Below are 20884 nucleotides of genomic sequence, written 5' to 3' on the forward strand. Positions count from 1 at the left end.
TGCTGATGCCCAATCGTCTCCCCGTGACCGTTCTGTCGGGCTTTCTCGGCGCCGGAAAAAGTACGTTGCTCAACTACGTCCTGCGTAATCGCGACAACCTGCGGGTCGCCGTGATCGTCAACGATATGAGTGAAATCAACATCGATGGCAGTGAAGTCCAGCGGGATGTCAGCCTGAATCGAGCAGAAGAAAAGCTCATCGAAATGAGCAACGGCTGCATTTGCTGCACTTTGCGCGAAGACTTGCTCGAAGAAGTCAGCAAGCTCGCCAGGGACGGACGTTTTGACTACCTGTTGATCGAATCCACGGGCATCTCCGAGCCGCTGCCCGTGGCGGAAACCTTCACCTTTCGTGATGAAGAAGGGCAAAGCCTGGCTGACCTCGCACGCCTCGATACCCTGGTCACCGTGGTGGATGGCGTGAACTTTCTGCTCGATTATCAGGCCGCCGAAAGCCTCAGCACACGCGGTGAAACGCTGGACGAAGAGGACGACCGTTCGATCACTGATCTATTGATCGAACAGGTCGAGTTCGCCGACGTCATCTTGATCAGCAAGATCGATTTGATCAGCAGCCGCGAGCGCCAGGAGTTGATCGCGATTCTTCAACGCCTCAACGCACAAGCAGACATTATTCCTATGGTCATGGGCGTCGTGCCCCTGGAAAAAATCCTGAATACCGGGCGCTTTGACTTTGATAAGGCTGCTCAGGCCCCTGGCTGGTTACAGGAAATGCGTGGCGAGCACATACCGGAAACCGATGAATACGGCATCGCCTCGACCGCTTACCGAGCCCGTCGTCCGTTTCATCCGCAGCGCTTTTTCAGCTTCATCGACCGCCCCTGGGTGAATGGAAAGCTGCTGCGTTCCAAAGGTTTTTTCTGGCTGGCCAACAAGCGCATGGACGCTGGCAGCTGGTCCCAGGCGGGTGGCTTGATGCGCCATGGCTTCGCCGGGCGTTGGTGGCGTTTTGTGCCGAAAAGCCAATGGCCGCAGGATGAAGAAAGCACGGCCGGGATCATGCAGAACTGGACTGCCGCCACCGGCGATTGCCGCCAGGAATTGGTGTTCATCGGCCAGAACATAGACTTCGCCCAGCTCACCGCCGAACTCGACGATTGCCTGCTGACGGATGCGGAAATGGCATTGGGGGCCGAGGGCTGGCGATTGCTGTCAGATCCGTTTGGGCCCTGGCATGAAGGGGAAGTGGCCTGATGCGGGTGCCGAATCTGAAACAGCGCTCTGTCGTTCATCCCGTTCAGGGAGAGACGCTGCAAACGTTAACCCGTATCCTCGATGACGATGTAAACCTCGCCATTTGGCAGCGCCAACTTCCGGTACAGATCGTCGATTTCGGCCGGTTGCTACTGTCCCTGAACAAGCCGTTGGCCGAGTCGCTGGCCCTGGAGCTGCCCAGCGATGTCACCGAACCCGATCTTCAGGGGTTGGCCTCAGGTTTCAGTGATCTGGAAGGCTATGAGGGCTTCATTGCCGACGTGTCCTGGCTGGTCAGCGCATTCGCCTGCCTTCTGGGCGCCAAACGCGTCGGCCTGCGTTTGCGGGCGCTGGACAGGGCCATGTGCCCGCGTTTCCACGTCGATCATGTGCCGGTGCGGTTGATCACTACGTATTCTGGTATCGGCAGTCAGTGGCTGCGAGAGGGCGTTATGGATCGTCGCCAATTGGGCAAGCCTGAGGCCGAGCCTCTACAGGATTCGATGATCGAGCAAATCGACAGTGGGGACGTGGCTCTGTTCAAAGGCGAGAGATGGCATGGCAACGAAGGTTTTGGCCTGATCCACCGCTCGCCCCAACCTGCAGCGGGTGAGCGTCGCTTGATCCTGACACTCGATTGGCTCGCATAACAGCTCAAGGTTTGAGCCAGTTGCCTTGACTCTGCGTTTCGCAAAACGGCTTCAAATACGCCGCGTCGGTGGCCACACCGTAATAGTGAATGTCCTGCCGGTAAGGCATATTGGCGACTTGAGCGTTGCTGCAGACTCCGAACGCGCCGGTTGGGCACTGGCCAACGTACTGCACGTCGACGGTCTGCCCGGCCAGATTGGGCTGGCAGAAGCCGTCGGCGAAGAGCTTTTCCGGGATGTTGCGGTTTTGCTGGCAGACTTTCACGTCCAATCTTGCGGCTGTGGTATGTACCACGCAAGCCTGGGCGAGCACCTCGCCGGAACACAGCGCCAAGAGTAATGAAAATCCCATTAACCGCATTTTTTACCTCCTCAGAAAACGCCGACCATGTTGCAGAACATTCCTACGCACGTCATTGCGGGCCCACTGGGCGCTGGCAAAACCAGTCTGATCAAGCACCTGTTGACGCAGCGGCCGGTCGGCGAACGCTGGGCGGTGCTGATCAACGAATTCGGCCAGATCGGCTTGGATGCTGCGTTGCTGACGCAGGATGCCGATGGTATCGCACTGGGTGAAGTGGCCGGCGGCTGTTTGTGTTGCGTCAATGGCGCACCGTTTCAGATCGGGCTCGGGCGGTTATTGCGCAAGGCAAAGCCGGACCGACTGTTCATCGAGCCGTCAGGTCTGGGGCATCCGGCCCGATTGTTTGAACAGTTGAATGAGGCACCCTGGGTCGGTGTACTGTCGGTACAACCCTGTGTACTGGTCCTGGATGCCCAATCGCTCGCTGCCGGCAAACCGCTTCCTGCGGCGCAACAGGAGACATTGAACAGTGCCGGTTTGTTGGTGTTGAACAAGGCGGAAGGTCTCGACATTGATGATCGCCAACGAATTGCCTCGCAGTTACCTCCTCGTCCGTTGTATTGGACGCAGCAAGCTTTGTTGCCATTGAACGAATTGCCGGGACTCCAGGCCCGGGCCGTAGTGGGTATGGATAACTTCATCATGCCCAAGGGCCTGGCGCAGTTGCAGGCCATCTGGACCAATCCCTCACTGCCGATTTGCTTGAGCCAGGAACAGGAAGGGGGGTGGAGTATCGGTTGGCGTTGGCATCCGAGCCAGACGTTCGATGTGGCGCTCATCGTCCAATGGCTTGAAAGCCTTTGCTGGCGGCGGGCCAAGCTGGTTATCCACAGTGCTGACGGTTGGGTTTCGGCCAATGCGCTGGATAATTCGGAACTGGAATGGAAGCCCAGCGAATGGCGTCAGGATTCACGGATAGAGCTGATTTTCAGCCAGCCGCAGGAGGTTGATTCATTGCAAAGAGTTCTGGCCGACTGCCGATCAGGTTAAGGGCGCCACTTGGTGTGTTCTTGTCGCCACTGGCTCAACTCGATCACCTCGGCGCGGGGCTTCACGACATCGCCGACCGCGGGCGTGTCGTCGAACGGCATCGGGTAGGGCGCCAGTTCGATCTGTGCACTGTGGGCGCCGAATTGGGTGATGGTGCCGTTGTGGCGGGTTTCGCCGGTCACGGTGAATTCAAAGTTGTACACGCGGGCCAGGCGCCGCCGGCCGTTGGCGTCTTTGATGACCGCAATTTTTTTGAGCGCCACGTTGCCGTCCAGCAACTCGATGCCGAGCTTGGCACAATGCTGCTTGACCCGCTCCAGCGCACGCTCGCGCAAGCCGTGGTTGTGCCACAACCACGCACCACCGGTGGCGAGCAGCATCAGCACGAAGATATTTCCGAGAGTCAGCATTAACAGGTTGCTCCAACTAGATGGTGTCAGCTTAACTGCGTCGCCGGTCTGTCGTACAGGCTGCGTTTCGTCGCATACTGCGCGGCTCGAATTTCAATCGTTTGACGGAAAACTCACCGCATGAAACGTACGCCCCATCTGCTCGCCATTCAGTCCCACGTGGTGTTCGGCCACGCTGGCAACAGCGCCGCGGTTTTCCCGATGCAGCGGGTCGGGGTGAATGTCTGGCCGCTCAATACCGTGCAGTTCTCCAACCACACGCAGTACGGCCAGTGGACGGGTGAAGTGCTGTCACCGCATCAAATCCCTGATTTGGTCGAAGGGATTGCGGCGATTGGCGAGTTGGGCAACTGCGATGCGGTGCTGTCCGGTTATCTCGGCAGTGCGGCTCAGGGCCGAGCGATCCTGACGGGTGTGGCGCGGATCAAGTCGGTGAACCCCAAGGCGCTGTATTTGTGCGACCCGGTGATGGGCCACCCCGAGAAAGGCTGTAGCGTGCCGGCCGAAGTCAGCGATTTCCTGCTGGAAGAGGCGGCATCGGTGGCTGACTTCATGTGTCCGAACCAGTTGGAACTGGACAGCTTCTCGGGGCGTAAACCTCGGTCGTTGTTCGATTGCCTGGCCATGGCGCGGGCGCTGTTGGCACGTGGGCCGAAGGCGGTATTGGTCAAGCATTTGGACTATCCGGGCAAACCGGCGGATGGCTTCGAGATGTTACTGGTGACCGCTGAAGGCAACTGGCATCTGCGTCGGCCGCTATTGGCGTTTCCGCGTCAGCCGGTGGGCGTGGGCGACCTGACGTCCGGGTTGTTTCTGGCGCGTGTGTTGTTGGGCGACAGCCTGGTCGCCGCCTTCGAGTTTGCGGCGTCGGCGGTGCATGAAGTGCTGCTGGAGACTCAGGCCTGTGCCAGCTATGAGCTGGAACTGGTGCGGGCGCAGGACCGGATTGCGCATCCGCGGGTGCGATTCGAAGCGACTTCGATCAGCCTTTAATCTTGCGGGGCCCCAATCGCGAACAGGCTCGCTCCCACACTGAATGTGTGAACAACACAGATCAAGTGTAGGAGTGAGCCTGCTCGCGACGGCTATCTAACGCCGGTTACAGATCTCAGGCATCACCCTTGATTTCCTGATAGCGCTTTTCCAGTTCCTGACGAATCTGCCGACGTTGCTGTGCCTGAATGAAGCGGCGTTTTTCTTCGCTGTTATGCGGTTGCAGCGGCGGGACGGCAGCGGGCTTGCGGTTGTCATCCACCGCGACCATGGTGAAAAAGCAGCTATTGGTGTGGCGCACCGAGCGCTCGCGGATGTTCTCGGTCACGACCTTGATGCCCACCTCCATGGAGGTGTTGCCGGTGTAATTGACCGAAGCCAGAAAGGTCACCAGTTCGCCGACATGAATCGGCTCGCGGAAAATCACCTGGTCTACCGACAGGGTCACCACGTAGCGACCGGCATAACGGCTGGCGCATGCATATGCGACTTCGTCGAGGTATTTAAGCAAGGTGCCGCCGTGGACATTGCCAGAGAAGTTGGCCATGTCGGGGGTCATCAATACTGTCATCGACAGTTGTGCGTTTCCGGGTTCCATAGCGTTCTCACGGTTCAAGGCGCAATTTCAGGGGCGCACCTCTGCGGGTGCCTTGTCGGCTTTTTCAAACCAACAGTTATCGGGACGCCGGGCAGTGGGTTGCCGTCACGCCCGGATCGATCTGTTTCCATATATTGCACCGCCTTTGCAGCGCAAGTCGTGGTGTTAACCTCCCAACGTCCCTCTTGAGGAGCCCACGCCATGCATGCCATCAGTTTCATTCAGGATTTGGCAGTGATCATGTTGATCGCGGGCGTGGTGACGGTGCTGTTCCATCGCTTCAAACAGCCGGTGGTGCTGGGCTACATCGTCGCCGGTTTCATCATCGGCCCTCACACACCGCCGTTCGCACTGATTCACGATGAAGAAACCATCAAAACCCTCGCGGAACTCGGGGTGATCTTCCTGATGTTCTGCCTTGGTCTGGAGTTCAGTCTGCGCAAGTTGTTCAAGGTCGGCGCCACGGCGTTTATCGCGGCGTTCCTGGAAATCGTGCTGATGATCTGGATCGGCTACGAGATCGGTCGCTGGTTTGATTGGAACACCATGGACTCGCTGTTCCTCGGTGCGATCCTGGCAATTTCCTCGACCACCATCATCGTCAAGGCGCTCAATGATCTGAAAATGAAAAACGAGCGCTTCGCGCAACTGATCTTTGGTGTGCTGATCGTCGAGGACATCCTTGGTATCGGCATCATCGCGTTGCTGTCGAGCATCGCGGTCAGCGGCACGGTCAGCTCCGGCGAAGTGTTTTCCACGGTCGGCAAGCTTTCGCTGTTCATGATTGTCGCGCTGGTCATCGGGATTTTGCTGGTGCCACGGCTGCTGGCTTACGTGGCCAGGTTTGAAAGCAACGAGATGCTGCTGATCACCGTGCTGGGGCTGTGTTTCGGTTTCTGTCTGCTGGTGGTGAGGCTGGAATACAGCATGGTACTCGGCGCGTTCCTGATTGGCGCGATCATGGCTGAGTCTCGGCAACTGTTGAAAATAGAGCGTTTGATTGAACCGGTTCGAGATCTTTTCAGCGCAATCTTTTTCGTTGCCATCGGCCTGATGCTGGATCCGATGATCCTGCTGCAATATGCCTGGCCGATTGCCGTGATCACGGTGGCGGTGGTGCTCGGCAAGATGCTGTCATGCGGTCTTGGCGCCTTTATCGCCGGCAATGATGGACGGACCTCATTGCGTGTGGGGATGGGCCTTTCGCAGATCGGCGAGTTTTCTTTCATCATCGCTGCGTTGGGCATGACGCTGCAGGTTACCAGCAACTTCCTTTATCCGGTCGCCGTGGCTGTTTCGGTGATTACCACGCTGCTGACGCCGTACTTGATCCGTGCGGCCGATCCGCTGTCGATCAAGCTTGCCGGCGTGATGCCGCAACGACTGGGCAGGGTTTTGGGAATGTACGGCGAATGGTTACGCAGTATTCAACCGCAAGGCGAGGGGGCGCTGCTGGCGTCGATGATTCGGCGGATTTTGTTGCAGGTGGGGGTCAATCTGGCGTTGGTCATTGCGATTTTTTTCTCGGGCGCGTATTTCGCCGGGCGTATGTCCGCCTGGCTGCAAGGCTGGATCATCGATCCGAGTTGGCAGAAAGCATTGATTTGGGGTGGGGCGCTGCTGGTGTCACTGCCGTTCCTGATCGCCGCCTACCGCAAGCTCAAGGCGCTGTCGTTGCTATTGGCAGAGATGGGCGTGAAGCCGGAGATGGCTGGCCGTCACACGCAGCGAGTACGTCGGGTGATCGCCGAAGTGATTCCGATCCTCTCGCTGCTGGTGATTTTCCTGCTACTGGCAGCCCTGTCGGCCAGTATTCTGCCCACCAGCAAGCTGCTGGTATTGATCATCGTGGTCGCTGCCGCTGTCGCGGCCTTGCTCTGGCGCTGGTTCATCCGCGTGCATACGCGGATGCAGGTGGCCTTGCTCGAAACCCTGGATAACCACAACGATGCATCTGGTCACTGACATTGCGCTTGTAGCAGCTGGCACAGCCTGCTGCTACAACCGTCCAGGCGTCTCAGCTTTCCAGCCAAACGTCCCGCGCCCAGTGCCACACCGATTCCCAGGTTTCTTCGGCGAGCAATTCTTCCTCGGCCAACCACAACACCACGGTGCCGTCTTCTTCGACCAGGTAGTAGTTGTCACCGTCCTGGCAGATCGGGATCATGCCGCGATCAACGCCAGCATCCCAGGCGTTTGCGGCAACGTCAGGCAAGTAGGTGTGGGATTGCGGGTCGGTGACGGTCACCGGCTCCAAGCTGCCGTAGACCACGTCGCTGACGGTCAGCAAAAATTCTCTGAAGACGAACGGAATGTCGATGAACAGTTGCTCTTCGATTTCCACGATCTGATCTTCATCAGGCAGTTCCAAGGGGACCGGTACCGGTTCGTTGGCTTCACGCAGTTGTTCAATGATTTCTTCCACGTCCGGGATCCTCTTGCTTGATGGCGCGGTTTAGTTGGGGCGGTTTATACAGTAGCTCGCTATAGATGCAACCGCGAAATAGAAAACCCCAGCCGAGGCTGGGGTTTTTTTTACTACAGCATGCTTAACGCAAGAGGGATCAGCCGTTCTGGCGGATACCGGCCACCAGCCAAGGCTGGTTTTCGCCCTGTGGACGTTCCATGTTCCAGCTTTCGCTGAACACTTCGCCCTGGTCGAAACGGGAGGACTTCGACACACCGCTGAAGGTCAGGGTAGCGATGGTCTTGTCGGCACGATCATCTACGCCGTCCAGTTGGACATTGAGGTTATCAATGTAGGTGGACTGGAAGCCGTCGCCCAGGTCAGCGCGTTCGCGCTTGAGGAACTCGAGAAGCTGCGGGGTCACGAACTCCGCGATCTTGTCCATTTCGTTAGCGTCCCAGTGTTGCTGCAGAGACTGGAAGTGGTTGCGGGCCGCTTCAATGAAGTTCTTTTCATTGAACCAGGCCGGGGCATTGATTACCGGACGAGCGGCAACCGGCGCAGCCGAACCGCCGAAGATCGAACCGCCCGCAGGCTGGTTCTGGAACACTTCACGCTGCATCGGCGCGTGGCCAGCCGGAGCCAAATGCTCCTGCTGCTTGCGACGACGGGCGGCGATGAAGCGGAAGACCAGGAAGGCAATGACCGCCATGATCAGGATGTCGAAGATCTGCATACCCTGGAAACCATCGCCCATGAACATGGAGGCCAGCAGGCCACCGGCAGCGATACCGGCCAGAGGGCCGAGCCAGCGCGAAGCACCGCCAGCCTTGGCTGCGGCGCCAGCAGCACCGGCCGCGCCTGCAGTGGCAGCAGCGCCACCGGCAGCAGAAGAAGGAGCCATTTGGCTAGTCTGGTGAGTCGGCGCAGCGCCGGAGCTCTTGCCGCCACCAAAGCGCTTGGCGGCATTGGCGTCGAGACTCATCGTCAGGCCAATGCACAACGCCATGGCGATGCTAAGAAAACGTTTCATAAGGGTAATCCCATTTTGTGGATGCACGCGCGCCATGTTGCACAGCTGAAGTGTTACTGGCTAGCGGCAGAGTGTTTCGGGCTTTTGCCTGACAGGTTGCGTTCAGCTTCAGTCAGCGCAATAAGGCCTGTTAACTTTGGTCTGTAGGACGAGTGGATAAGTTCTGTAGGAAGGGCGCCCAGGGGAACTTCGCGATCAAACTGTGGGAGCGAGCCTGCTCGCGATAGACGCAACGCGGAGTAACAGAAACACCGCGTCATCGTTCATCGCGAGCAGGCTCGCTCCCACAGAAATGCTCCCTGAAGGTGGCCTTTAGATCGCTTCGAGCTTCGCGTAACCGAGCATCAGCCACTTGCTGCCTTCGCTGAAGTTCACCTGCACTCGCGCCTGAGCACCCGCGCCTTCGAAATTCAGGATCACGCCGTCGCCGAACACTGAATGCCGCACGGTCTGGCCGAGGCTGAACCCGGTGTCCGGGATCTCGCTGCCGCCGAACAGGCTACTGGAGCTCTGTTGCTGACCGCCACCGAATGGACGGCTGACGCTGTTGGACAGTCGCACTTCCTGAATCAGGCCTTTCGGCACTTCCCGTACGAAACGCGACACTTTGTTGTAGGTTTCGCTGCCGTACAGGCGTCGTGTCTCAGCGTAGGTCATCACCAGATTGTGCATGGCACGGGTAATGCCGACGTAGGCCAGGCGGCGTTCTTCCTCAAGACGGCCAGGCTCTTCCAGGCTCATCTTGTGCGGGAACAGACCTTCTTCCATGCCCACCAGGAACACGTAAGGGAATTCCAGGCCCTTGGCGCTGTGCAAGGTCATCAGCTGAATGCTGTCTTCGTGCTCCTCGGCCTGAGTATCGCCGGCTTCCAGCGATGCATGGCCAAGGAACGCCGCCAGCGGCGTCAGGTCTTCATCTTCTTCAGCGTTTTCGAAGTTGCGCGCGGCGCTGACCAGTTCCTCAAGGTTTTCTACCCGAGCCTGGCCTTTTTCGCCTTTTTCCGCCTGGTGATAGGCAATCAGCCCTGATTGCTCGATGACCGTCTGGGTCATCAGGTGCAGGGGCATTTCCATGCACTTGGCGGAAAGATTCTCGATCAGCTCGATAAAGGCGCCGAGCGCGCCAGCAGCGCGACCGGTCAGGCCTTTATTAGCCACCAGCAGACGCATGGCTTCCCACATCGACACATCGCTGTGACGCGCGTGGTCGCGAATGGCTTCGACGGTTTTCTCACCAATGCCACGGGCTGGGACGTTGATCACCCGCTCCAGCGCCGCATCGTTGCCACGGCCCTCCAGCAGACGCAGATAAGCCATGGCGTTCTTGATTTCTGCACGCTCGAAGAAGCGCTGGCCGCCATAGATGCGGTACGGAATACGCTCGCGTAGCAAAGCTTCTTCCAAAACGCGCGATTGGGCGTTGGATCGGTACAAAATCGCGATATCGCTGCGGGCCAAGCCGGTTTTCAGCGCGCTTTCGATGGTTTCCACCACGTAGCGTGCTTCATCGTGTTCGTTGAATGCGGCGTACAGGTTGATCGCTTCGCCTTCGCCGCCATCGGTCCACAGTTCTTTGCCCATGCGTCCGGTATTGTTGGCGATCAGGGCGTTGGCGGCCTTGAGAATCCCGGCCGTGGAGCGGTAGTTCTGCTCCAGACGAATAGTCTCGGCATCCGGGAAGTCGTCGGAGTACTGATAGATGTTCTCGATTTTCGCGCCACGCCAGCCGTAGATCGACTGATCATCGTCGCCCACCACCATCAGGCTGTCTCCGCCCTTGGCCAGCAGACGCAACCAGGCGTACTGCACGGCGTTGGTGTCCTGGAACTCGTCGACCAGAATGTGGCGGAAGCGTTTTTGGTAATGGGCCAGCAAGCCCGGATGATCGCGCCACAAATCGAGGGCACGCAGCAGCAATTCGGAGAAGTCGATCACGCCAGCGCGCAGGCATGCGGCCTCGTAGGCCTCATAAATGCTGCGCATGGTCGCCAGGAACAGGTCGCCACTGGCTTGAATATGTTGCGGGCGCAGACCTTCGTCTTTTTGCCCGTTGATGAACCACTGGGCCTGCCGTGCCGGCCAGCGCTGCTCGTCCAGTCCCAGCTCGCGGATCACCCGCTTGACCAGCCGTTGCTGATCATCGCTGTCGAGAATCTGAAAAGTCTGGCTCAGCCCCGCTTCCTGCCAGTGCGCCCGCAGCAAGCGGTGCGCCAGGCCGTGGAAGGTGCCGACCCACATGCCGGCCGGGTTGAGACCCATCAGCTGCTCGATGCGCTGACGCATCTCGGCCGCAGCCTTGTTGGTGAAGGTCACCGACAGGATGGAGTGGGGCGAGGCGTTTTCGACCTGGATCAACCAGGCGATACGGTGCACCAGCACTCGGGTTTTACCGGAACCAGCACCGGCCAGGACCAACTGACGACCCACGCGGGCGGCTACGGCCTGGCGTTGGGCATCGTTGAGTGAGTTCAGCAGAAGGGAGAGATCATCGCGCATCGGGGCATTCTAGGGTGCGCCGACACACCGGGCAAACCGAGCTTTGCATTAGCCGATGAAAGATCCACGAAGGACGACCGGTCAGTCACTGGCCGCAGGCGTTGGCGGGCCGCGCTCCCACGGTTTTGGAGGGGCGGGGGCGGCCTGAAATATTGTCGAATTTATGATCCGGGGCAGTTTGGTAAGGGCATTGGCTTGTGTATGCTCCGTCGACGTTTCGGGCTCATGCTCATCATTATAAGAACAAGAACATTGCCTATGACCCTCAGCACCGACCTGTCGGGCCCCACTGTGGAGCCTCGGGTTATCCGCAAACAGTACGCCATGGAAATGGCGGTAGAACGCACGCGCCTGCTTTATCAGGGCTCGCTGCTGCCCACGTTATTCATGTTGATCAATGGCCTGGTCTGCGCCCGTTTGCTCTGGAATCCGCAGCGCCATTTCCTGGTCAGCGTCTGGCTGGTGTGGCTGTTGTCGCTGGTGGCGTTACGGGTTATTCAAGTCGCGGCCTTTGATTCGGCGATTCCTGACCGACAGGCGCATCCAATCTGGCGCCGTATGTTTTTGCTGGGCTCCGGCCTCACCGGCCTGACGCTGGCCGGCGCCGGTATTGCGTTGGTGCCCGCCGACAATTTCATTCAGCAAGCGTGGGTGTTCGGCCTGATTGGCGCCGCCGCTCTTTCCGCCAGCGTTGCGTATGCGGTCAGCCTGCCAGCGTTTCTGTCCTTTACCTTGCCCTGCCTGTTGCCGGCCATCCTCTATTTATTCTGGGGCGGCGACGCACAGGGTCAAGGCTGGGGTTGGTTCGGATTGATTTTGTTGGGCGCACTGAGTGTGATTGCCTGGCAGATCAACCGCCTGATCGACCGCGGTTTGTTGCGCCGCTTCCAGAATCAGGCATTGATCGAGCACTTGCAGCAATCGCAAAACCGTAGCGATCAACTCAACCACGAACTGGCCCAGGAAATCGACCAGCGTCGCTGCGCCGAAGACCTACTGCGTGAAGCCCAGGTCGAACTGGAAAACCGTGTTGCGCAACGCAGCCTGGAGCTGGACGCCGCGAACCAGGCCCTGAGCAAAAGTGAAGCGCGGCTGGCGTTGGCGTTGAATGCCAGCGAACTCGGGCTTTGGGACTGGAATCTGCAAACCGATGAAGTCCATCACACGCAGATCCAGGAATTGTTCGGCCTGGCGCCGGAGTACGTGACGGCCATGCTTCGTCACCTCAAGCCGCGTCTGCACCCGGAAGACGTGCCGGTGCTGAAGATAGCACTGGTCGAGCATTTGAAAGGCCGCAGCGAGGACTACCAGGTCGAGTACCGCGTGCGGCATGGCGACGGCCACTGGGTCTGGATCGAGGATCGTGGTCGGGCCGTTGAGCACAGCAAAAATGGTCGGGTGATCCGCATGGTCGGCACCCGTCGTGACATCAGCGCAACCAAGCGACAGGAAGAACAACGCCAACTGGCGGCGACCGTCTTTGAAGCCGCCAGCGAAGGCATCGTAATTTTCGACCCCGATTACGCCTTGATGGCGGTCAATCAGGCCTTCAGCCGAGTCACCGGCTATGACATCGACGACATGCTTGGCCGTAATGTCGTCGAGTTACCGTGCAGTCGCGATGCGCGTCGACACTACGGTGCAATCCATCAGGCGCTGGAGCAGCACGGGACCTGGCAGGGCGAGTTGGTGGAAACCCGTAAAAACGGTGAGCTCTATCCACAATGGCTGCAGTTGAATGCAGTGCGCGATACGAGGGGGAACGTCAGTCATATTGTCGGCTTCTTCGCGGATTTGTCGGCCCGTCGCGAATCCGAAGAGCGCATGCGTTATCTGACCCACTACGACGAACTGACAGGCCTGGCGAACCGCTCCTTGTTCCGTGAACGGCTACGCGAAGCCCATCAGCGGGTGCGTCAGGGCGGGCGTAGCCTGGCATTGCTGCACATCAATCTGGACCGCTTCAAATTACTCAATGACAGCCTGGGTCATGACGTGGCCGACCAACTGTTGCAGAAAATGTCCCGGCGCCTGGTCAACGCGCTGCCAGAGGCCGATACGATCGCAAGGCTGTCCGGGGATGAATTTGCGGTGCTGTTCGATGCCTATGGCAACCTGTCGAGCCTGGCGCGCGTGGCGACGCGGTTGTCGAGCAAGCTGCGTTTGCCGGTCACTGTTGATGGACATGAACTGGTGGTCAGTGCGTCCATGGGCATCAGCATGTTGCCGGACAACGCGCGGGAAATTACCGCGTTGGTCAGCCAGTCGAACATAGCCATGCAACACGCCAAACACTTGGGTGGCGATAACTTCCAGTTTTATACCGAAAGCCTGCAAGCCAGCACCCTTGAGCGTTTACAGCTGGAAAACCAGCTGCGTAAAGCCATAGAAGAACACCAGCTGACAGTCTTTTACCAACCCAAACTCTGTCTCGCCACAGGCCGGTTGAATGCCGCCGAAGCGCTGGTGCGCTGGGATCATCCGACCATGGGCCGGGTGCCGCCGGGAGACTTTATCGGTCTGGCCGAGGAAACCGGCCTGATCGGCCCGATCGGCGAATTTGTATTGCGTCAGGCCTGTTGGCAGGCCTGCGAGTGGCAGCGGCAGGGGCTTGAACCGATTCGGGTGTCGGTCAACCTGTCGGTGCATCAATTGCGCCAAGGCAAGCTGGTCAGCCTGGTGCGCCAGGTACTGGAAGAAACCGGCCTGGCGCCGCACTACCTGGAGCTGGAACTCACCGAAAGCCAGTTGCTGGACAGTGTCGAGCACATCATCGCGACCTTCCAGCAGCTGCGAGATCTCGGCGTGAAACTGGCGATCGATGATTTCGGCACTGGGTATTCGTCCCTGAGCTACCTCAAACGTATCCCGGTGGACTACGTGAAGATCGATCAGACATTTATTCGTGGTCTGGGGGAGGGCAGCGAGGATGCGGCGATTACCCGGGCGATTATTGCGATGGCCCATGGTTTGTCGTTGAAGGTGGTAGCCGAAGGGGTGGAGCGGCAGGAGCAGCTGGCGTTTTTGAAAGTCGAACGCTGCGATGAAGTGCAGGGCTATTTGATCAGTCGTCCGGTCGAAGCCAGCGATCTGGCGGAGCTGTTACGTAAGGACGCAAACCCCTTATAAGTGCTACATGGAGCGCATGCGGCGTGAAATGGGGACATCGAGTTACGCATTGAGCAGGCAAAAAGCGAATTCTTGTAGTATAACTACAAGCTTGCTACATCCCCGGCTACTGCCAATAACAAAGAGTCCAGCCCTTTGAATCTGCTGCAACACATCGCCCAGTCACGCCACCTCTTACGCAAGTCGGAGCTCAAGGTCGCCGACCACGTGCTGCTTGACCCGGCGGCGGTGATGCACAGCTCCATGGCCGACCTGGCCCACAGCGTCGGCATCAGCGAGCCGACCATCGTGCGCTTTTGCCGCGCCATTGGTTGCTCCGGTTTTCAGGATTTGAAACTCAAGCTGGCGCAGAGCCTGGCGGCTGGTGCGAGCTTTGGCCAGTTTGCGATCCATGAAGACGACTCCGTTGCCGATTACAGCCTGAAAATTTTCGACACCACCCTGCATACCTTGATGGAAGTTCGAGAGAAGCTCGATCCGATTGAGTTGCAGCGGGCGGTTTCGCTCATGTCCCAGGCCCAGCGCGTCGAGTTCTATGGCTTTGGTGCATCGGGCGCCGTGGCCGCCGATGCCCAGCACAAATTCTTTCGTTTGCTGCTCACCGCGGCGGCGTACTCCGACCCGCACATGCAGGCGATGTCGGCAGTGACGTTGAAGCCGAGTGACGTGGCAATCTGTATTTCCCAGTCCGGGCGTTCCAAGGATCTGCTGATCACGGCCAACCTGGTGCGTGAAAGTGGTGCTTCGCTGATCACCTTGTGCCCGAGCCAGACGCCGCTGGCTGAGCTGTCGACCGTCAACCTGGCAATCGATGTGCATGAAGACACCGAAATCTACACCCCGCTGACCTCGCGAATCGCGCACCTGGTGGTGATCGACGTGCTGGCGATGGGCGTGGCCATGGCGCGCGGGCCGAGCCTGGTCAACCACCTCAAGAGCGTCAAACGCAGCCTTCGCAGCTTGCGACTGTCGCCCAAGTCGGTGAAAGCGCTGGACGACTAAAGTCTTCGTAAGGTCGTTCCGACCTTAATCGTCGGAACGCCGCCCGGACCAGGTTCGCTCCCACATTTGATCGACGGTGTTGCACAAATAGTGTGTGCACCAATGACCCCTGTGGGAGCGAGCCTGCTCGCGATGGCGTCTTCACATTCGCCACTTCTATGCCAGTGTTCACACCTCTGTAACCCACCCGCCGCCAAACCGTCATCCCTTGCGCCTATCTTGAAACTCCCGTAATCGCATTGGGAGACTCGAAATGGCCCAGCCCTACGAAGAACGCAACAGCGCCGCCAAAACCCGTCGTCAGCAAGAAGATCAGCGCCGCATGGAATTTCGCCGCGCCATCGAAGATCGTTGCGAACGCCGCCAACTGCTGGCAGAGATCGGTGATTTCCCTGATCTGGAGCTCAATTACTGGCACGCAGCGCCGGTAACTTCGCGTCGAAACGCTCAACCAGCGCGCTGATCTGCACCCGCTCGCTGCGGATAAACGCAAGGAATGCGTGGGCCACCGGTGACAGTCGCTTTGCTTTGGCCTGCACCAGGCACCAACTGCGGTACAGCGGCAGCTCTTCGACCGGCAACTCGATCAAACCGCCGGTCGCCAGCTCGAGGTTCAGGGCGTGGCGCGTCAACAGCGCTACGCCCAGACCCGCCAACACACATTCACGTTGAGCTTCGGCTGACGAGACCTCCTGGGTCTGGTTGAAGTGCACACGCTTTTCCTTGAAATATTCATCGCACGCCATTCGCGTCCCGGAACCCGGCTCGCGCAGCAGAAGGGTGTAGGGCTCAAGGTCCTGCAAGCGCAGAGGTCCCATGTGGCACAACGGATGATCCGGTGGCGCCACCGCGACAATCGGGTTATTGAGGAAGGGCAGGAACTCCAGCCCCATGTCCTGCGGCACCATCGACATGATCACCAGGTCATCGCGGTTGTCTGACAGGCGTCGAATTACTTGCCCCCGATTGACGACGGTCAGTTGCAGGTTAACTTCGGGGTGCTGGCGTTTGAAGGCGGCAAACAGGTGCGGGACGAAATACTTGGCGCTGGATTCCACCGCCAGTTTCAGCTGTCCTTGCAGCGATCCCTGCATGTCCGAAAGCTGCATATCGAGGTTTTCCAGGCGGCCGAAAATATCCCGACTGGCTCTTTGGAGTGCTTCGGCAGCTTCTGTCATGTAGAGTTTTTTGCCGACATAATCGAACAAGGGTTGGCCAACCAGCTCCTCGAGTTGACGAATCTGTAAGCTGACGGCTGGTTGTGTGAGTGACATTTCGTCGGCTGCTCGGCTGTAGGATCTTAAATCACAGACTTCATTGAAAATCTGCAATTGACGCAATGTCATACGCATCAATGACTTACGCATATTGTATCGCTCCCGCCGCTGTCTGATTCATCAACTATAAGTCTTTACTTATGCCTGACCCAATTATTATTCATTTTTGTTAATCCCTTGTGGGGGCTAGTGTGGCACTGCGACTGAATTGAAACATTTGGTCACGCGTCGACCTGGTCTAGCAGGTCGTGGGTACCACCGGCTCAAGGGAACCTCCAAAAGTGATAAAAAAGATCCTGATCGCCAACCGTGGTGAGATTGCCGTACGAATCGTACGTGCCTGCGCCGAGATGGGCATTCGCTCGGTCGCGATCTATTCCGACGCTGACCGTCATGCGCTGCATGTGAAGCGTGCGGACGAGGCCCACAGCATTGGTGCCGAGCCACTGGCCGGCTACCTGAACCCGCGCAAGCTGGTGAACCTGGCGGTGGAAACCGGTTGCGATGCATTGCACCCAGGTTACGGCTTCCTTTCGGAAAACGCCGAGCTGGCAGACATCTGCGCGGAACGCGGCATCAAATTCATTGGTCCATCGGCTGAAGTCATTCGCCGCATGGGCGACAAGACCGAAGCGCGCCGCAGCATGATCAAGGCCGGCGTGCCGGTGACTCCGGGTACTGAAGGCAACGTCGCGGGCATCGAAGAAGCCCTGATCGAAGGCGACCGCATTGGTTACCCGGTCATGCTCAAGGCCACTTCCGGTGGTGGCGGTCGCGGTATCCGTCGTTGCAACAGCCGCGAAGAACTCGAACAAGCGTTCCCACGCGTGATCTCTGAAGCCACCAAGGCTTTCGGTTCGGCGGAAGTGTTCCTGGAAAAATGCATCGTCAATCCAAAGCACATCGAAGCGCAGATTCTCGGCGACAGCTTCGGCAACGTGGTGCACCTGTTCGAGCGTGATTGCTCGATCCAGCGTCGCAACCAGAAACTGATCGAAATCGCCCCGAGCCCGCAACTGACCCCGGAACAGCGCGCCTACATCGGCGACCTGTCGGTGCGTGCAGCCAAGGCCGTGGGTTACGAGAACGCCGGTACCGTGGAGTTCCTGCTCGCCGAGGGCGAGGTGTACTTCATGGAGATGAACACCCGGGTGCAGGTGGAACACACCATCACCGAAGAAATCACCGGCATCGACATCGTGCGTGAGCAGATCCGCATCGCGTCAGGCCTGCCACTTTCGGTGAAACAGGAAGACATCCAGCACCGCGGTTTCGCGCTGCAGTTCCGGATCAACGCCGAAGACCCGAAAAACAACTTCCTGCCGAGCTTCGGCAAGATCACCCGTTACTACGCGCCCGGCGGTCCCGGTGTGCGGACGGACACTGCGATCTACACCGGTTACACCATTCCACCGTTCTACGACTCCATGTGCCTGAAACTGGTGGTGTGGGCGCTGACCTGGGAAGAAGCGATGGACCGTGGCTTGCGTGCCCTCGACGACATGCGTCTGCAAGGGGTCAAGACCACTGCCGCGTACTACCAGGAAATCCTGCGTAACCCGGAATTCCGTAGCGGCCAGTTCAATACCAGCTTCGTTGAAAGCCACCCTGAACTGACCAACTACTCGATCAAGCGCAAACCCGAAGAGCTGGCCCTGGCCATCGCCGCCGCCATCGCCGCCCACGCAGGCCTGTGAGGAATATAACAATGAGCAAACAAATCCACGTTACCGACACAATCCTGCGCGACGCCCACCAATCGCTGCTCGCCACCCGCATGCGCACCGAAGACATGCTGCCGATCTGCGACAAGCTCGACAAAGTCGGCTACTGGTCGCTGGAGTGCTGGGGCGGCGCGACCTTCGACGCCTGCGTACGCTTCCTGAAAGAAGACCCGTGGGAGCGTCTGCGCCAGCTGCGTGCGGCACTGCCTAACACGCGTCTGCAAATGCTGCTGCGTGGCCAGAACCTGCTGGGCTACCGCCATTACAGCGACGACGTGGTCAAGGCCTTCGTCGCCAAGGCCGCCGTCAACGGCATCGACGTGTTCCGTATCTTCGATGCGATGAACGACGTGCGCAACCTGCGCGTGGCCATCGAAGCTGTGAAAGCGGCGGGCAAACATGCCCAAGGCACCATCGCTTACACCACCAGCCCGGTGCACACCATCGAGGCCTTCGTGAACCAGGCCAAGCAAATGGAAGCCATGGGTTGCGACTCGGTGGCGATCAAGGACATGGCCGGTCTGCTGACGCCATACGCCACTGGCGAACTGGTCAAGGCATTGAAATCCGAGCAGTCGCTGCCCGTGTTCATCCACTCGCACGACACCGCTGGTCTGGCCGCGATGTGCCAAATGAAGGCCATCGAAAACGGTGCCGATCACATCGATACCGCGATCTCCAGCTTCGCCTGGGGCACCAGCCATCCTGGCACCGAGTCGATGGTCGCCGCCCTTAAAGGCAGCGAGTTCGACACCGGCCTGAACCTGGAGCTGCTGCAAGAGATCGGTCTGTACTTCTACGCCGTGCGCAAGAAGTACCACCAGTTCGAAAGCGAATTCACCGCGGTCGATACCCGTGTTCAAGTCAACCAGGTACCAGGCGGGATGATCTCCAACCTGGCCAACCAGTTGAAAGAGCAGGGCGCACTGAACCGCATGAGTGAAGTGCTGGCCGAAATCCCGCGTGTTCGTGAAGACCTCGGCTTCCCGCCGCTGGTAACGCCGACCTCGCAAATCGTCGGCACCCAAGCGTTCTTCAACGTGCTGGCCGGTGAGCGCTACAAGACCATCACCAACGAAGTGAAGCTCTACCTGCAAGGCGGCTACGGCAAGGCGCCGGGCACCGTGAACGAGCAACTGCGTCGCCAGGCAATCGGCAGCGAAGAAGTGATCGACGTGCGTCCAGCTGATCTGCTCAAGCCGGAAATGACCAAGCTGCGTGCTGAAATTGGCGCCGTGGCCAAGTCCGAAGAAGACGTGCTGACCTATGCGATGTTCCCGGACATCGGCCGCAAGTTCCTCGAAGAACGCGCTGCCGGCACCCTGACGCCTGAAGTGCTGCTGCCGATTCCCGAGGCTGGCGGCGTGGCCTCGGCCGGTGGCGAAGGCGTGCCGACCGAGTTCGTCATCGACGTCCATGGTGAAACCTACCGCGTCGACATCACCGGTGTCGGCGTCAAGGCTGAAGGCAAGCGTCACTTCTACCTGTCCATCGACGGCATGCCGGAAGAAGTGGTGTTCGAACCGCTCAACGAATTCGTCAGCGGCGGCACCAGCAAGCGCAAGCAAGCCACTGCGCCGGGCCACGTCAGCACCACCATGCCGGGCAACATCGTCGATGTGCTGGTCAAGGAAGGCGACACCGTGAAAGCAGGGCAAGCCGTGCTGATCACCGAAGCGATGAAGATGGAAACCGAAGTCCAATCGGCCATCGCTGGCAAAGTTACCGCCATCCACGTAGCCAAGGGCGACCGGGTAAACCCGGGCGAAATCCTGATCGAGATCGAAGGCTGATTTAACAGCCTCGATACAACGCTTTAAACCTCGGGGGGGCATGTGCTCCCCTTTTTTTGTGCGCCCAGCATGGGCGCAATCTTGTGGGTGAAAGTCCCGCCGTAAGCTGACCACAGCGAACGAAGTGAAGCGCAACTGCATGAGGGCGACTGAGTGTGGGGAGGAAGCGTGAATCGAAACCGTGAGCCGATGGACAAGAACCGGATATAAGGCGAAGCCGATCAGGGCGAGCGAGCAAAAGATCGCGAAGCTCTTGTGGTCAAGGATCAGGCTGCGTAAATCCGGCGGTTGTGCGGGGAAGGATTGCGTTCTTACCTGGGGAGATCTCGCCTTGTGCCTGAAAGGGCGACGGTGCAAGCCGGAGCGAGAAGTCAGCAGAGGCCGTAGTAGTCTTTTTTTTTTGACGAAGGGCCGAACGAGAGAGAGCGTTATAGGCCATGTTGATGCGAGAAACCGGAAGTCAGATGCCTGCCAAACGCGGGGCGGATGGAGATAACGAGCGGTGAAGCCGTGAGAAGTCCTGTCAGCGACGAGGTCAATCGCCCGCAAGATGAACCCGATAGCGCAGGGCAAAGGCTGCTTGAACGGGCCTTTGCGAGAGGAAACCTGAAACAGGCATGGAAGCGGGTTAAGGCTAACAAAGGCGCAGCAGGTGTGGATGGTCTGGGCATTGAACAGACTGCCGAACGTTTGCTGTGCCAATGGCCTACGATTCGTGAACAGCTCATTTCAGGCGCCTACCGGCCCAGTCCGGTAAAGCGTGTGGTAATTCCCAAGCCTGACGGTGGCGAGCGCGAGCTAGGT

General features: G+C 58.8%; 17 protein-coding genes. 10 read left to right on the forward strand and 7 right to left on the reverse strand.

Features of this window, described 5'->3' with window-relative positions:
* Nucleotides 1-5: 5 nt before the first annotated feature.
* Both zigA and J2Y56_RS06800 read left to right on the forward strand, forming a co-directional pair.
* Nucleotides 6-1214 (forward strand): zinc metallochaperone GTPase ZigA, encoded by a 1209-nt coding sequence (gene zigA / locus J2Y56_RS06795; protein ID WP_310349407.1) that lies wholly within the window; start codon nucleotides 6-8, stop codon nucleotides 1212-1214.
* The gene (locus tag J2Y56_RS06800) at nucleotides 1214-1864 is read left to right on the forward strand and encodes a DUF1826 domain-containing protein (protein ID WP_310349409.1); all 651 of its coding nucleotides are present in this window, start codon (nucleotides 1214-1216) and stop codon (nucleotides 1862-1864) included. The genes zigA and J2Y56_RS06800 overlap by 1 nt, the downstream gene beginning before the upstream one ends.
* Nucleotides 1865-1868: 4 nt before the next feature.
* Here the strand turns inward: J2Y56_RS06800 and J2Y56_RS06805 are convergent, their stop codons facing one another.
* Nucleotides 1869-2225 (reverse strand): NADH:ubiquinone oxidoreductase, encoded by a 357-nt coding sequence (locus J2Y56_RS06805; protein WP_310349411.1) that lies wholly within the window; start codon nucleotides 2223-2225, stop codon nucleotides 1869-1871.
* 27 nt (nucleotides 2226-2252) lie between these two features.
* Between J2Y56_RS06805 and J2Y56_RS06810 the strand changes: the two genes are divergently transcribed.
* Nucleotides 2253-3218 (forward strand): CobW-like GTP-binding protein, encoded by a 966-nt coding sequence (locus tag J2Y56_RS06810; RefSeq protein WP_310349413.1) that lies wholly within the window; start codon nucleotides 2253-2255, stop codon nucleotides 3216-3218.
* Here J2Y56_RS06810 and J2Y56_RS06815 read toward each other — a convergent pair.
* Nucleotides 3215-3628: a DUF3301 domain-containing protein gene (locus J2Y56_RS06815; RefSeq protein WP_310349414.1), complete on the reverse strand. Its 414-nt coding sequence runs from the start codon at nucleotides 3626-3628 to the stop codon at nucleotides 3215-3217. The genes J2Y56_RS06810 and J2Y56_RS06815 overlap by 4 nt on opposite strands.
* A 120-nt stretch (nucleotides 3629-3748) precedes the next feature.
* Between J2Y56_RS06815 and pdxY the strand changes: the two genes are divergently transcribed.
* Nucleotides 3749-4621 carry a pyridoxal kinase PdxY gene (gene pdxY / locus J2Y56_RS06820; protein WP_007943366.1) on the forward strand — a complete coding sequence of 291 codons (873 nt, stop codon included), beginning with the start codon at nucleotides 3749-3751 and terminating at the stop codon, nucleotides 4619-4621.
* Nucleotides 4622-4736: 115 nt separating this feature from the next.
* On the opposite strand, the gene J2Y56_RS06825 is transcribed toward pdxY, so the two are convergent.
* Nucleotides 4737-5219, reverse strand: a complete 483-nt coding sequence (locus J2Y56_RS06825) for an acyl-CoA thioesterase (protein WP_007943367.1) — start codon at nucleotides 5217-5219, stop codon at nucleotides 4737-4739.
* A 201-nt stretch (nucleotides 5220-5420) separates the two neighbouring features.
* On the opposite strand from J2Y56_RS06825, the gene J2Y56_RS06830 reads away from it, so the two are divergent.
* Nucleotides 5421-7184: a cation:proton antiporter gene (locus tag J2Y56_RS06830; RefSeq protein WP_007943368.1), complete on the forward strand. Its 1764-nt coding sequence runs from the start codon at nucleotides 5421-5423 to the stop codon at nucleotides 7182-7184.
* Between the two features lie 52 nt (nucleotides 7185-7236).
* Here J2Y56_RS06830 and J2Y56_RS06835 read toward each other — a convergent pair whose 3' ends face one another.
* From J2Y56_RS06835 to uvrD, 3 genes are all read right to left on the reverse strand, one after another.
* Complete coding sequence (locus J2Y56_RS06835; protein ID WP_150779604.1) at nucleotides 7237-7644, reverse strand: SMI1/KNR4 family protein; 408 nt, start codon at nucleotides 7642-7644, stop codon at nucleotides 7237-7239.
* Nucleotides 7645-7783: 139 nt separating this feature from the next.
* On the reverse strand, nucleotides 7784-8659 hold the full coding sequence (locus J2Y56_RS06840; RefSeq protein WP_007943370.1) for a Tim44 domain-containing protein: 876 nt from the start codon (nucleotides 8657-8659) through the stop codon (nucleotides 7784-7786).
* Between the two features lie 312 nt (nucleotides 8660-8971).
* Nucleotides 8972-11155: a DNA helicase II gene (gene uvrD, locus J2Y56_RS06845; protein ID WP_310349416.1), complete on the reverse strand. Its 2184-nt coding sequence runs from the start codon at nucleotides 11153-11155 to the stop codon at nucleotides 8972-8974.
* A 258-nt stretch (nucleotides 11156-11413) separates the two neighbouring features.
* Here uvrD and J2Y56_RS06850 point away from each other — a divergent pair, with 258 nt between their 5' ends.
* The 3 genes from J2Y56_RS06850 to J2Y56_RS06860 all read left to right on the forward strand — a co-directional run bounded on the left by J2Y56_RS06850 (nucleotide 11414) and on the right by J2Y56_RS06860 (nucleotide 15749).
* The gene (locus J2Y56_RS06850) at nucleotides 11414-14284 is read left to right on the forward strand and encodes an EAL domain-containing protein (RefSeq protein WP_007943373.1); all 2871 of its coding nucleotides are present in this window, start codon (nucleotides 11414-11416) and stop codon (nucleotides 14282-14284) included.
* Between the two features lie 135 nt (nucleotides 14285-14419).
* A complete protein-coding gene (hexR, locus tag J2Y56_RS06855) occupies nucleotides 14420-15286 on the forward strand; it encodes a transcriptional regulator HexR (protein WP_007943374.1) in 867 nt (288 codons plus the stop codon).
* 253 nt (nucleotides 15287-15539) lie between these two features.
* Nucleotides 15540-15749 (forward strand): PA3496 family putative envelope integrity protein, encoded by a 210-nt coding sequence (locus J2Y56_RS06860; RefSeq protein WP_007943375.1) that lies wholly within the window; start codon nucleotides 15540-15542, stop codon nucleotides 15747-15749.
* Here the strand turns inward: J2Y56_RS06860 and J2Y56_RS06865 are convergent.
* Nucleotides 15691-16653 carry a LysR family transcriptional regulator gene (locus tag J2Y56_RS06865; RefSeq protein WP_007943376.1) on the reverse strand — a complete coding sequence of 321 codons (963 nt, stop codon included), beginning with the start codon at nucleotides 16651-16653 and terminating at the stop codon, nucleotides 15691-15693. The two genes, J2Y56_RS06860 and J2Y56_RS06865, sit on opposite strands and share 59 nt — an antisense overlap.
* Before the next feature lie 191 nt (nucleotides 16654-16844).
* Here J2Y56_RS06865 and J2Y56_RS06870 point away from each other — a divergent pair, with 191 nt between their 5' ends.
* A complete protein-coding gene (locus tag J2Y56_RS06870) occupies nucleotides 16845-18260 on the forward strand; it encodes an acetyl-CoA carboxylase biotin carboxylase subunit (protein ID WP_007943377.1) in 1416 nt (471 codons plus the stop codon).
* A gap of 11 nt (nucleotides 18261-18271) precedes the next feature.
* A complete protein-coding gene (gene oadA / locus J2Y56_RS06875; RefSeq protein WP_007943378.1) occupies nucleotides 18272-20080 on the forward strand; it encodes a sodium-extruding oxaloacetate decarboxylase subunit alpha in 1809 nt (602 codons plus the stop codon).
* Nucleotides 20081-20884: the final 804 nt, after the last annotated feature.

The organism is Pseudomonas sp. BE134, assembly GCF_031456105.1.
Taxonomy (GTDB): domain Bacteria; phylum Pseudomonadota; class Gammaproteobacteria; order Pseudomonadales; family Pseudomonadaceae; genus Aquipseudomonas.

Coding starts and splice junctions, on each gene's coding strand:
- pdxY (WP_007943366.1), top strand. CDS start 3,749: ATGAAACGTACGCCCCATCTGCTCGCCATTCAGTCCCACGTGGTGTTC.
- J2Y56_RS06830 (WP_007943368.1), top strand. CDS start 5,421: ATGCATGCCATCAGTTTCATTCAGGATTTGGCAGTGATCATGTTGATC.
- J2Y56_RS06815 (WP_310349414.1), bottom strand. CDS start 3,628: ATGCTGACTCTCGGAAATATCTTCGTGCTGATGCTGCTCGCCACCGGT.
- oadA (WP_007943378.1), top strand. CDS start 18,272: ATGAGCAAACAAATCCACGTTACCGACACAATCCTGCGCGACGCCCAC.
- uvrD (WP_310349416.1), bottom strand. CDS start 11,155: ATGCGCGATGATCTCTCCCTTCTGCTGAACTCACTCAACGATGCCCAA.
- J2Y56_RS06825 (WP_007943367.1), bottom strand. CDS start 5,219: ATGGAACCCGGAAACGCACAACTGTCGATGACAGTATTGATGACCCCC.
- J2Y56_RS06840 (WP_007943370.1), bottom strand. CDS start 8,659: ATGAAACGTTTTCTTAGCATCGCCATGGCGTTGTGCATTGGCCTGACG.
- J2Y56_RS06810 (WP_310349413.1), top strand. CDS start 2,253: ATGTTGCAGAACATTCCTACGCACGTCATTGCGGGCCCACTGGGCGCT.
- zigA (WP_310349407.1), top strand. CDS start 6: ATGCCCAATCGTCTCCCCGTGACCGTTCTGTCGGGCTTTCTCGGCGCC.
- J2Y56_RS06860 (WP_007943375.1), top strand. CDS start 15,540: ATGGCCCAGCCCTACGAAGAACGCAACAGCGCCGCCAAAACCCGTCGT.
- J2Y56_RS06865 (WP_007943376.1), bottom strand. CDS start 16,653: ATGCGTAAGTCATTGATGCGTATGACATTGCGTCAATTGCAGATTTTC.
- J2Y56_RS06800 (WP_310349409.1), top strand. CDS start 1,214: ATGCGGGTGCCGAATCTGAAACAGCGCTCTGTCGTTCATCCCGTTCAG.
- J2Y56_RS06850 (WP_007943373.1), top strand. CDS start 11,414: ATGACCCTCAGCACCGACCTGTCGGGCCCCACTGTGGAGCCTCGGGTT.
- J2Y56_RS06805 (WP_310349411.1), bottom strand. CDS start 2,225: ATGCGGTTAATGGGATTTTCATTACTCTTGGCGCTGTGTTCCGGCGAG.